We start from the raw sequence: 12,745 nt of genomic DNA on the forward strand, positions 1-12,745 counted from the left end.
CCGAGTATCCCTGCCATTGAAGGAGAACGATGAAGGCACCACGCCTTGTCGCTGCGGCCACCCTGGTGGTGGCGGCGGCGACCCTGGTGATCACGACCAGCGCCGGAGCCGCGCCGACCGACAAGATCAGCATCGCGGCGACCCCGACCGACCAACTGCACCCGACGAACATGCCCGCCGGGATCGTCAACGGCGAGCGCACCACGGTCAAGGAGAACCCGTTCATCATCGCGGGCATGCGGGTCGGGGGCGGCGGTCCGCAGGGGCAGTCCTGCACCGCGTCCGTGGTCGGCAAGCGCAAGATCATCACCGCCGCGCACTGCATGATCGACGCCGTGGGCGACAAGAGCTACATCTACGGTGACGACGACCTGAACACCCCCGGCGACGAGACGTTCCGCACGGCCGTCGCCTCGTACAAGACCCACCCGAACTACACCGGCGTCGGCGGCTGGAAGACCGGCTGGGACGTCGCTGTGGTGACCACTGTGGACGACATCCCGGTGCCGGAGAGCCAGTGGGCCAAGGTGGCCGGGTCCGGCGACACCGCGTTGACCCAGCCCGGCAAGTCCGGCCTGTCCCTCGGCTACGGCAAGACGTCGTCGAGCGGCGGTTCCGGCGAACTGCGCAAGACCACGCTGCCGGTCAACGACCCGAGCGGCTGCAACGTGTTCGACATCAAGGTCAACGGCGACCTGATGGTCTGCACCGGCTACAACGACGGCCACACCGCGAACTGCCAGGGTGACAGCGGCGGACCGTTCATCGTGGACGGTGTGATCGTCGGCCTCTCGTCGTGGGGCTCCAGCAACTGCGACCGCTACAGCATCTTCTCCCGGCTGACCAACTCGATGGGCGACTGGGCCCGCGCCGAGATCGGCGGAACCCAGCCCCCCGGCAACGGCACCTTCTCGGTCGCGGTGTCGCCGACCTCCGGCAAGGTGGACCCCGGCAAGTACATCTCCGCCAGTGTCACCACCAAGGCGGGCGACAAGGGCCCGGAGAAGCTCGACCTGAGCGCGTCCGGCCTGCCCGCCGGGACCACGGCCACCTTCCAACCGTCGTCGGTCAACTCCGGTGACGTGGCCAAGCTGACCCTGCAGACCTCCGCGACCACCCCCGCGGGCGCCTACAAGGTCACCGTCACCGCCAAGGGCACCGCGGACTCCAAGACCGCCGACTTCACCCTCACCGTCGGCGGCACCACTACCCCCGGCGGCCTGAAGCTCACCGCGTCCCCGAACACCGCCTCCGTCCCCCCGGGCGGCTACGCCAACTCGACGATCACCGTCACCGGCGGCACCGGCCCCATCAAGCTCAGCGGCAGCGGTCTGCCCTCGACGCCGATGTTCACGCCCCAGACCATCAACCCCGGCGGCACCACCCGCATGACGGTCATGGGCCCGTACCAGCGCGGCACCTACAAGGTGACCGTCACTGCGACGGACAGCACCGGCAAGACCGGAACAGCGGACTACACCCTCACCGTCCGCTGATCGCCGGACCGGCGGGTCCCGTAGCTTCCGGTACCGCCCGCCGCTGAAACCCGTGGGGCCCGTGACCGCCTGAGGCGACCACGGGTCCCACGGCCGTTCAAGCGATGCGTGGGCGGTTGCCGTACTGGTGCCCGTCCCGGTTGACCACCGGGACGGGCACCGTGCGGGGAGTGGTCAGGGACCGGTGTAGACGAGGTTGTTGGGGCTGCGCGGGTCGGTGATCTTGTTTTTGGTTGCGGCGGCGACCAGGGCGTCGCGGACCTGGGCGGGGGTGGCGGTGTGGCTGGTCAGGTAGAGCGCGGCGGCGCCGGTGACGTGCGGGGTGGCCTGGGAGGTGCCGCTCACGGTCTGGGTGGCGGTGTCCGAGGTGCGCCAGGCCGAGGTGATGGAGACACCCGGGCCGAACAGGTCGACGAGGTTGCCGTAGTTCGAGAAGGACGCGCGGTGGTCGGTGTTGTCGGAGGCGGCGACGGTGATCGCCTCGGGGACGCGGGCGGGCGATGTGGTGGAGGTGTCGGCGTTGGAGTTGCCCGCGGCGACCACGAAGGTCACGCCCGCACGGATCGCGTTCTGCACAGCGGTGTCCACAGTGGAGTTGGTACCGCCACCAAGGCTAAGGTTGGCGACCGCCTTCTTGCCCGCCGCGTCCTTCGCGACCCAGTCGATGCCCGCGACGACACCGGAGATGCTGCCGCTGCCGTCATTGCCCAGCACCCGCACCGCGACGATGTTGACCTGCTTGGCCACGCCGTAGGTGCGGCCACCGATGAGGCCCGCGACGTGCGTCCCGTGACCGTGGCCGTCTTGGGCGACGTTGTCGTTGTCGACCGCGTCGTAGCCGTCGCGGGCGCGGCCGCCGAACTCGCTGTGGCTGATCCGCACACCGGTGTCCACCACGTACGCGGTCACGCCGCTGCCGCCGTTGTCCGGGTAGTTGTAGGTGCGGTTGAGCGGCAGATCGTGCTGGTCGATCCGGTCGAGACCCCACGGCGCGCTCGACTGGGCGCCCTCCGCGGAAACAACCTCGTCCTGGGCGACATAAGCGACCGCGGGGTCCGCCGCGATCCGCCGGGCCGCCCGCTCCGACAGCTTCGCGGAATACCCGGACAACACCGAGGAATACGTGTGGCTGACCGCGCCGCCGTACTGCCGCACCTGATCGGCGGCCGAGGCGTGCACGACACCGTTCTTGAACACGACGACGTACGACCCGCTCACCGCCACCCCGGAAGCGGCCCTGACCTGCCCTTCCGCAGCCTCGGCAGGCGAACTGAGCGCCACGGTGACCACTGTGGCCGCCGTAGCCGCCACGAAGGCGATTGTTGCTCGGATACGCGTGGACATCCGGTGTCCCTCCCGTCGTGCCCCGCCGTCGCGGGGCCTCCGGAAAATCGTGACAGGAATACCGAAACCGCTCCCAGCGTCCGATTTTACCATTCCCAGAACGCAATGAAAGAAACTTGCCCGCCCTGCGGTTATGACTCGAACATTGCCCGCAGACAACCAATGTGACAGCTCTGTGAATCCGGGCAGTGAGATCACCCGATCGGACTCCGCGTCAGGTGCTAGTGCTGCCGCAAGGGGTCCACGGAGCTTTGGACGCTCTACTGTGGCCTCCACCCGCTGGTTCGCCGAATGCGCCTGGTGTTCACCACGTGTTCCTCCCCAGGTTGGTGCGGGCGGGTATTCGCCTGGTGGACGGTGGTGGCGACCCGAGGGGACGTGCGATGGACGTTTCGCTGATCGTTGTGGTGGTTGTGGTCACCGCTCTGGCGTTCGACTTCACGAACGGGTTCCACGACACGGCGAACGCGATGGCGACGTCGATCGCCACGGGTGCGCTGCGACCGAGGGTGGCGGTGGGGATCGCCGCGGTGCTCAACCTGGTGGGCGCGTTCCTGTCGATCGAGGTCGCGAAGACGATCAGCAGCGGGATCGTGGACGAGGCGCGGATCGGCCCGGCGGTGATCTTCGGCGGGCTGGTCGGGGCGATCGTGTGGAACCTGGTGACCTGGCTGGTCGGGTTGCCGTCGAGTTCGTCGCACGCGATGTTCGGCGGGTTGATCGGGGCGGTCTGGGTGGCGTCCGGGGCGAGCGCGGTGCGGTTCACGACGGTGTTGGAGAAGGTCGTGGTCCCCGCCATCGCGTCGCCGGTGATCGCCGGGGTGGTGGCGATGATCGCGACCTACCTGGTGTACCGGATCACGAACCGGACAACCGAGGACACCCGGCGGCGCGGATTCCGGGTGGGCCAGGTCGTGACCGCGTCGCTGGTCGCGCTGGCACACGGCACCAACGACGCGCAGAAGACGATGGGTATCATCACGCTCACCCTCATCACCGCCGGTTCGCTGCCCGCAGGCGCGAGCCCGCCACTGTGGGTGATCATCGCCGCGGGCTCCGCGATCGCGCTGGGCACCTACATCGGCGGTTGGCGGATCATCCGGACGATGGGCCGCGGCATCACCGACATCCAGGCGCCCCAGGGCTTCGCCGCCGAGGCCAGCGCGGCCGCCGTGATCCTGACCTCGTCGCACGTCGGTTTCGCACTGTCCACCACCCACGTCGTGTCCGGCGGCGTCGTCGGCTCCGGCGTCGGGCGGCGACTGGCCGAGGTCCGCTGGTCCACCGCCGGTCGGATGGTCATCGCCTGGGTGCTGACCCTGCCCTCGGCCGCCCTGGTGGGCGCGCTGGCGGGCTGGGTCTCCGGCACCGGCACCGCGGGCACCGTGATCGTCGCCATCGCCGCGGCCGCCATCTGCGGCGGCATCTACTGGCTGTCGCGCCGCAACCCCATCAGCGCCAACAACGTCAACGACGCCGCGACTGTCTGAGGAGCCCGACATGCACATCAACTGGACGGCCCTCGGCGAAGTCTTCCTCGTCGCCCTCGGTGCCGGTGTCGCCCTCGTGGTGCTGGCCGCCCTCGGCGTCAACGCCCTGGACCACCGGGTACGGGCCCAGGAACGCGGCACCTCCAGCACCGTCGCCACCGGCACTTTCGTGCTGTGCGTGGTCGCCTGCGTCGCGCTGATCGGCTATGGGATCTTCCTGACCATCAGCAAGTGAGCAGCCGCCGCCCCGCAACCCGACGGACTTTTGTCGCATTTGGGTGATGTCGCGGTACATCCGGGCTGGTCGAGCGCCCGCGGTGAACTGGTCTGAACCTTGTTGAGCCAGGACAACTATTGCTCCAGCGCAACGAATTCACGGCGCATACGCCACAAAAGGCCATCGGGTTGTCTTGTATGGTCTGACTGACAACGGCCGTCCACTGTGAACCGGACGCGTCTTCCGCCCGTGTCAGGGGGTGCGGGGTCAGTGCGAGCGCTGCCCGTCACCGCAGGCACACCGCCGCATGACCGGACGAACCGACCCTGACCGAGGAGGACCGTGGACAACCCACAAGTCGCGGACGGCGTACCGGTGCGGAGCCCGCAGGGCGAGACGGCGATGTTGCGGGCGATCACCGGTGTCATCACGCTGACCCACAACGTCCGCACCGGCCGGGTCGTCCTCGACCCGCGAGCAGGCGCCCACTTGCTGTCCACCCTGCGCGAACAGCGCGACGAGGCCGCGGACTGGCTCACCAGGGCCAAGGCGTTGACCAGTGACAGCCCGTTGGGCGTGAACGACCTCGGGATGACGACGGCCCACCGGTTCCGAGGCCACCCGGAAAGCGACGACACCTCGTTCATGACCGTGTTGCGCGGCTACGTGGACACGTTGAGCGACGCTGTCGACGCGGTGTCGACCGCCATGGCCGCTCACCAGGAACACCGGCGAACCGTGGACATCTGACAATCGCCCTGTTGCCGAATGGGGACGGCCCAGGCCGATCGAGGTTGATCGCGAATCACCAACCGTGCCCCCGGCACTGGGCGGCGGTGTGTCCGGCATCATAGTGGGAATGCGAAGACGGATGCCGTGGATCGTCGCCCTGTCCGTGCTGGTCGCGTTGGTCGCGGTCGTGGTTGTCGTGCTGGTGCGGTTTGACGCCGCAGGAGCGGAACAGGCGGCGAAGCGGCTCGGGTTGCTGGCGATACCGCTGGCGATCTTGACCGGCATTGTCGTGCCGCTGGTCAAGTGGGCGCGGAAACGGGCATCGGCGCGGCCGGTGCCGCCCGCGACCCCGACCCAGGTGACGACCGCCGTGCGGATGCTCGCGGCCGACGTGCGGAACCTGGTGACGACCACGATCGGCGACTGGCAACTCGACCAGCCGAAACTCGCGACCCGATGGCAGTGGAACAGCAAGCGCTGGGTCTCGGGGAGCACCAAGGCCGAGCACGCACTGGCCGAGCTGTTCACCGAACTGTCGCCACGACGGTTGCTCATCTGCGGCGACGCGGGCACCGGCAAGACCAGCATCGCCCTCCTGCTGATGCGGCAGCTCCTGCGCGACCGCGCCGACCCGGACCCCGTTCCCGTGCTGCTGTCCGTATCCGACTGGACAGCCGAGCGGGAAACCTTGCGGGAGTGGATGATTCGGCGCCTGACCGAGGACCTGCCCACCCTGCGCGCGGAGGACTGCGGACAGGACGCACCGACCGCGCTCGTCGAACAACGACTTGTCCTGCCGGTGTTGGACGGACTCGACGAGCTGCCCACCAGCCGCCGTGACGCCGTGCTCGACCGACTCGGGCAAACCGCCGACGACGACTCGTTCATCCTCACCTGCCGCACGGGACTCCCCGAACGGCACCTCAAACAGCTCGCGGTGACCGCCACCCTCACCCCGAAACCGATCACCCCGGACACCGCGCTCGCCTACCTCATCGACCTCGGCGGCGACGCCGACGGCTGGCGGCCGCTGCTCGCCGACGGCACACCGCTCGCCAAGGTCCTTGGCCGCCCGCTCGGACTCTGGCTCATCCGGGTCATCTACCTCGAGTCCAATCGGGATCCAGCTCCACTGCGGGAATTCCGCAAGACCGCCGACGTGTGGTCGCACCTGCTCGAAGACCTGGTTCCCCAGCTCATCGCCAAACGCCACCCAGTCGAAAGTGGACACGACACCACTCCACACGACCACCACCGCCCCGAGCACCGTTGGGAGGCCGAACAAGCACGACATTGGCTCACCAACCTCGCCATCCATCTCCGCGACCGCGGCACCACGAACTTCGCGTGGTGGCGGTTCACCATGTCATTCGGCGCCCTACCACTCGCAGGCGCGGCGTTCTACCCCGTCGCGATCGGCTATAGCGTGCCGTACTGCATCGCCTACACCGTTCTGGCGGGATGGTCCGGCCTGTTCCAAGGGCTGTCGCAAGGGATTTCGTGCGCCGCCATGTGTGTGGTGGCCCTCACGCCGACGATCATCGTGCAGCGCGCCGGATCACGACGCGGCGAACCCGCCCGGCGAAGTCTGCGACTCCGCGGACGGGGAGGTGAACTCGGCAAAGCGCTGCTGCTCGGCGTGATCCTCGGCCCGGTGTTCGGCGGGTTGCTCTACTTGGGACTGGATCTTGAACTCGATTTCCACCTGGACTGGCGGGTCTGGCTGCCGGTGACCGTGGTCGGCGGCCCACTGCTCACCGCGTTGGCCTGGGGCCAGTCCGCCACCGTCCCCGACGAGGCGGCCAGCCCCCGCTCCCTGCTCCGCGACGACCGCGCCATCGCCTGGCGCGACGCCGCCATCGTCACCGCCCTGGCGGGCGCGACCACCGCGGCCCTCTGGCTGGCGGGCGTCGGCATCGGCCCCGCCCTGGGCACCGGTCTCTTCGGCATCGGCCCCAGCCTCGTGCTCGCGTTCGGGCTCGGCCGCCGCCCGTCCACCCACTTCCTCCTCGCCCGCCTGCACTGCGCCCGCCGCCGCGTCCTCCCCTGGCGCCTGATGGACTTCCTGCACGACATGCACGCCATCGGCATCCTCCGCCAACTCGGCGGCGTGTACCAGTTCCGCCACGTCGAACTGCTCCACCACCTCGCCCCCACACCCCGCCCGAAAGCTTGACCGGCGGGCGGTCCACCGCGCTCACGCGTGCTCCTGCCGAGAACGGCGCCCTTCGGGTGGACACGGGTTCCACCATTCCGCCCAAGCGGATTCGACCAATGGGTCTCCATTTCCGACGGGTTGCCAATTCACATCTTGACGGGGTGTGGTGTGTTCTGCCTCACTGAGGACGCGTTCCAGTTCGGGCGTTCCCCCTGCGGACTCGGGTTCGGTGTCGCGGGTTGACGGAAGGCGTTGCCGGATGGCTGTGGACATGTCGTTCCTGCTCGCGGACGTGGAGTTCTACCAGCCGTGGGACGGTGTCGATCCGGGGAAGCGGTATGTGGCCGGGCCGCTGCCGGACGGGTGGCGACGACAGGTACGCGGACCGTGGACCCATTGGGGGCCAACCGGTTTGGCGTTGCCCGAGCAAGGCTGGAAGGTGCACGTATCCAGCTCGTCGGCGAACGCGCAGGTAGTGCTGGGCGTGGTCGCCGCGGTGTGCGGAGAGCTCGGGGTACCGTTCAAACACCTTGCCGGGGAACGGGTTTTTCTCCTGGTGCACGACAAACACGCGGCCCGGGTGCAAAGTGGGAAGTTCTGCACACTCTACCCACCGACCGAGGAATGCGCCCGTCGGACACTGCGCCGATTGGCCGCGAACCTGGCAGGTGTGAGTGGTCCGTTTGTCCTCACTGACCGCCGATTTGAGAAGAGTGAGTGCGTTTCTTACCGGTATGGGGCATTCCTCGGCCGAACCCGCGTCGACGCCGAGGGCAGGCACGTCGACACGATGCTCGCGCCGGACGGCACAGAGGTCGACGACGAGCGGACGCCGGTGTTCCGGCTGCCACCCGGCGTGGCGGATCCGTTTCGGGAGCCGGAAACCGCCAAGAAGGCCGCGGGGCCCGTGACGGTGAACGGCTACCGGTTCGACGCGGTCATCCAGCACAGCAACGCCGGAGGCGCGTACCGGTTCCGCACCGATGCGGACGAGCCGGTGTTCCTCAAGGAAGCCAAGTCCCACAACGGATACACCGGCGACGGGGCTGACGCGAAGTCCAGGTTGGACGCCGAATACCTGGTGCTGCGCGCGATCCACGCGCACGAGCCCGGCCTGTGCCCGAAGCCGGTCGAGCTGTTCCACCACTGGGAGCACAGCTACCTCGTGACCGAACTGGTCCCCGGCATGCCTCTCTACCGGTGGATGGTGACGAACAACCCAGCCGTGCGAGTCAATCCAACTGAGGCCGAGTTTGCCGACTACCACCGTCGCTGCCTGGCCGTGTTGGACAGGCTCGACAAACAATTGCGGCGGTTGCACGACCTGGGTTACGTCTTCATCGATCTCAGTCCGACCAACGTGCTCGTCGATGACGACGACGGTGTGCGGCTGGTCGACTTCGAGGCCGTCCAACGGATCGATGGTGTGCACCGCATCTTGGGTACGCCCGGCTACCTCCACCCAGACCCCAAATCGGTTGAAGACCCGCGCGAGCTCGACCAGTTCGGCCTGTCCGCGTTGGCGTTGCTGCTGTTGTTCCCCATGCACGAGGCGGCAGAGCACCATTCCGGCATCCTGGACCACGTCCGAGCCGACCTGGCCGAGCTCACCCCGATTCCCGAACGACTGTGGGAGATGGGCACCCGGCAGTACCCGGCCGAGGAACTACTTCTGCCGTCGCCCGAGGCCGTGCGCGCGGACACCGTCAATTCCCTGAGGTGGCTGGCGGACCGCACCGCGGATGCCTTGGCAGCGATGGCCGATCCGGATCACCCGGACCGCGTGTATCCGACGATTCCGCTGGGCTACCAGACCGACACCCGGGCGCTGGCCGCCGGAACAGCCGGTGTGTTGCTTGCTCTCCACCGCGCGGGCCGGGGTTGCGCTCCTGTGATCGTGCGGAGATTGCGTGACGAGTCGCTGGCAGCCGCCCCGACCAGCGCGCCGGGCTTCTTGTACGGCACGGCGGGAATCGCCTCCGTGCTGGCAGAACTGGGTGAGATCGAGGCAGCAGGGAAGCTGCTGACCATCGCCGCCGATCACCCGTTGAACACCACTTCATCGACTTGGGGCGGTGGTGCGGCCGGTACCGTCATGGGTTTGCTGGCCCACTACCGCGTCACCGGTGAGGAGCACTGGCTGGATCGAGCCTGTCACCTGCTCGACGGCGAACCGCAGCTCAGCGCGACCCATCAGTCCGGACTGGTCGGTGGCCGGACCGGGGTCGCACTCGCCCTGCACCACCTGCACGTCGCAACCGGCGACGCCGCGTACTTCGAGCGGGGAATGTGTCTACTCGAAGAAGAACTGACCTACGCCGAACCGCTTCCAGTCGACGCGTTGGGATTCAAGACGTCCACAAAGGACCGCCGCGTCTACCCTTATCTGTTCGCCGGCAGCGCCGGTTACGCCGCCGTGTTGTCGCGGTACCTCGCCCTGCGGCCGGACGCGGGCTTCGCCAATGCCCGTGATGTCCTGGAGCAGTGCCTACGGGCGTGCACGATTCGATTCGCCGTGTTCCCCGGCCTGTTCCCCGGCCTCGCCGGAATGGCGTGGGCCCTCGCCGACATCGGCCGTCGCCTGAACCGCCCGGACCTCGTCGACACCGCCCTCACCAGCGCCCGCGGCCTCTTCCGACACGCGATCCCGCACCCCACCGGCATCCGCTGGCTCGGCGAACCCGGCCAACGGTTCTCCGCCGACCTGTGGTCCGGCTCCGCGGGCGTGCTGCTCGCCCTCCACGCCATCACCGACCCCTTGACCAGCGGCTCCACCGCCCTGGACGCACCACCGAGCCCGGAGAGGAGTGATCACCATGGAAGAGGTCCTGCAGTTGCAGGCTGAGGAGTCCCCCCAGGAGGAAATGGCCTGCAACGTCCTCACCACCAGCAGCCGCGGCAGCATCTGCGCCTGACCACCCGAGCCTGCCGGGCGCCAACCCGCCCGGCAGGCTCGCTCAACACCGCCGCCACCAGCCTTGGCCTTCGCGCCCCCGATAGGCTGTTTGCCTCCGGTCAACCTGCGGTCGCGGTACGGCGGAATGGGCGACTTCCGTTAAATGGCAACGGGTTTGTGTCGGGAATCGGCCGTTAGCATGGGCGGATCGACACCTCGGAGGCGGCATGTACCTCGCTCGGACTCGTCGAAGGCGCCCGTTGGTCTTGTTCGCCGTGTTGTTATCGGTGGCGGCCTTGGGTGCGGGCAACGCGGGCGCGCAGGCGGCGGCGCCTGGTGAGCCGGAGAACCAGTGGCAGTACGACAATTGGCCGCAGCAGCAGCCGTGGCAGCAGGCGCGGGAAGGTGCGCGGGTGATGGCGCACGGCGGGTTCCCGGGGCCGATCGACCCGCAGAACTGGGTGAACCCGGACCAGATGACCTGGGAGCGGGACTACAAGAAGATCCCCGGGACCAAGTGGGCCGACCCGTCGGTCAAGGGGTCGAAGAAAACCTTCAAGGGCGCGTTGGTCCTCGTGGACTATCCTAACCAGCCGTTCGTCGTGACCCAACCGCCGCATTCGACGGTGTTCGGGAACCCGGGCACGGCCGCGCACGACATCCCGCGGGACAAGGTCGGGCAGTATTACCAGGACTTCCTCAACAAACCCGAGCCGCTCAACCACGGTCACACCGTCAACGAGTACTGGATGGAGAACTCGGGCGGGCGTTACGGCGTCGAACTGCAGGCGTTCGGGCCGTACCAGATGCCGGGCAAGGACCACGAGTACGGCATGGAGTTCCAGGCGGGCACCGCGTGTCCGACCGGGGACAAGTGCGACCGGGACCTGCGCACCGACGGCCGCGCCGCCTGGGTGGGTGATGTGGGCAGCCAGGTCCCGGCCGGGTTCGACTTCGTCTACTTCCTGTCCGCGGGCCAGGACGAGACCAGCACCTGGCAGGAATTCGGGCCGATCAAGTTCCCGACCAAGGAAGCCGTGACCGACGACTTCGGACCGCCGGACGACACCCTGCCGAACTGGGCGCGCACCCGCTACGTGGACTGGACCTCGTGGGCGTCGGCGTCCACCATCTGGCCGAACGCGGGAGACGGTTCGTCGCTGCAGGCGGAGAGTTCCGGCCAAGGCGTGTACGCGCACGAGCTGACCCATCTGCTCGGCATCGGCGACAACTACGGAAACCCGTTCGGCAACCCACAGCGCCGCGACTACTCCGGTATCTGGGACATGCTTTCCCGGGGCGCTTTCAACGGACCCGGTGGACCGCATTCCCGCTGGGTCATCCCGGCGACCGGTGGCGCGTCAATGGGCTCGCAGCACACGCTGCGCAACAAGCTGAAGCTCGGATTCCTCGACGAGAACAACGTGCTGCGGCTGTCCCGCGACGCCTTGGCCGACTCGGGTGTCGTCATCGCCCAGGTCACCGCGCGGGAAGCACAGACAAAGGGACTCTCCGGCGTCAACATCGCATTCGACACCGGCGACCACACCCCCACCTGCGACATCAAAACCAACCCGTTCTGCGACGGCGGCAGCTACCAGAACTACACCGTCGAGGTCGTCGACCGAATGGGCTCCGACTCGTTCACCCCGGACGCGGGCGTGCTGCTCGCCAAAACCAAGGACGAGGACGACGCCCCGTTCACCTGGGTCATCGACGCCAACCCGCAGGACATCGGCATGACCGACTACGTCCTCCCCGACGGCCGCAAGGTCCCCATCACCCTCGGCGACTACCGCCAACTGTCGGACGCCCTTTTCCACGCTGGCACCAATTCCGGCAGTCAGTACGAATACGTCGACCAGGCCAACCGCCTGCACTTCTACATCCTCAACCTGCGCCGCGACAACAAGGGCATCCTCTCCTACACCGTCGCCATCAGCTCCCTCGACGGCGCGGGCCCACAACAACGCGGCGTCCGGGTCTCCCCCACCTCCGCCCACACCGGGAACGACGGCGTGGCCACTTGCCGCTTCCCCCTCGTCAACACCGGCCACAACGCCAGCCCCACCGGAAAACAACACCCCGAAGACGTCACCCCCTACACCGACGGCGACGTCTACCGCATCACCGCCACCACCGACCACGGCTGGACAGTCAACATCCCCAACGCCCTGACCACAGCCAAGTTCGGCCAACAAATCCACATCCCCATCTACACCAAACGCGACAACGGCCCCCACTCGGCAAAAGTGACCCTGACCGCCACTTCCGAGAGCAACCCCAAGGCGACCACGACCGCCACCTGCTCGGTACAGGACCGCTGACCAACGACCACAGCGGGGCGCGGGCGACCCGAGCCCGCGCCCCGCTGTGGTCGTGGTGCACACCTCAAGGTGGAAACCCTTCCCC

The 12,745-nt window shown here is 68.0% G+C and carries 8 protein-coding genes; 7 read left to right on the forward strand and 1 reads right to left on the reverse strand.

The genetic code is table 11. The annotated features are described in order from the left end of the window. The first annotated feature begins 29 nt into the window (after positions 1 to 29). Complete coding sequence (locus H504_RS0109870) at positions 30 to 1,496, forward strand: trypsin-like serine protease (protein WP_026422645.1); 1,467 nt, start codon at positions 30 to 32, stop codon at positions 1,494 to 1,496. Positions 1,497 to 1,670: 174 nt separating this feature from the next. On the opposite strand, the gene H504_RS0109875 is transcribed toward H504_RS0109870, so the two are convergent. Beyond that, complete coding sequence (locus H504_RS0109875) at positions 1,671 to 2,840, reverse strand: S8 family peptidase (protein ID WP_026422646.1); 1,170 nt, start codon at positions 2,838 to 2,840, stop codon at positions 1,671 to 1,673. 383 nt (positions 2,841 to 3,223) lie between these two features. On the opposite strand from H504_RS0109875, the gene H504_RS0109880 reads away from it, so the two are divergent. The 6 genes from H504_RS0109880 to H504_RS0109905 all read left to right on the forward strand — a co-directional run bounded on the left by H504_RS0109880 (position 3,224) and on the right by H504_RS0109905 (position 12,660). After that, a complete protein-coding gene (locus H504_RS0109880; RefSeq protein ID WP_026422647.1) occupies positions 3,224 to 4,330 on the forward strand; it encodes an inorganic phosphate transporter in 1,107 nt (368 codons plus the stop codon). Positions 4,331 to 4,340: 10 nt separating this feature from the next. Then, positions 4,341 to 4,565 carry a hypothetical protein gene (locus tag H504_RS0109885; protein ID WP_026422648.1) on the forward strand — a complete coding sequence of 75 codons (225 nt, stop codon included), beginning with the start codon at positions 4,341 to 4,343 and terminating at the stop codon, positions 4,563 to 4,565. 324 nt (positions 4,566 to 4,889) lie between these two features. Then, positions 4,890 to 5,297: a hypothetical protein gene (locus tag H504_RS0109890; protein ID WP_026422649.1), complete on the forward strand. Its 408-nt coding sequence runs from the start codon at positions 4,890 to 4,892 to the stop codon at positions 5,295 to 5,297. Between the two features lie 109 nt (positions 5,298 to 5,406). After that, on the forward strand, positions 5,407 to 7,455 hold the full coding sequence (locus tag H504_RS0109895) for an AAA family ATPase (RefSeq protein WP_157440319.1): 2,049 nt from the start codon (positions 5,407 to 5,409) through the stop codon (positions 7,453 to 7,455). A 241-nt stretch (positions 7,456 to 7,696) separates the two neighbouring features. Continuing rightward, positions 7,697 to 10,282 (forward strand): class III lanthionine synthetase LanKC, encoded by a 2,586-nt coding sequence (gene lanKC, locus H504_RS34235; protein WP_051385685.1) that lies wholly within the window; start codon positions 7,697 to 7,699, stop codon positions 10,280 to 10,282. Between the two features lie 338 nt (positions 10,283 to 10,620). Beyond that, complete coding sequence (locus tag H504_RS0109905; protein WP_425394045.1) at positions 10,621 to 12,660, forward strand: M6 family metalloprotease domain-containing protein; 2,040 nt, start codon at positions 10,621 to 10,623, stop codon at positions 12,658 to 12,660. The last annotated feature ends 85 nt before the right edge of the window (positions 12,661 to 12,745 follow it).

Source organism: Actinokineospora inagensis DSM 44258 (assembly GCF_000482865.1).
Lineage (GTDB): Bacteria > Actinomycetota > Actinomycetes > Mycobacteriales > Pseudonocardiaceae > Actinokineospora > Actinokineospora inagensis.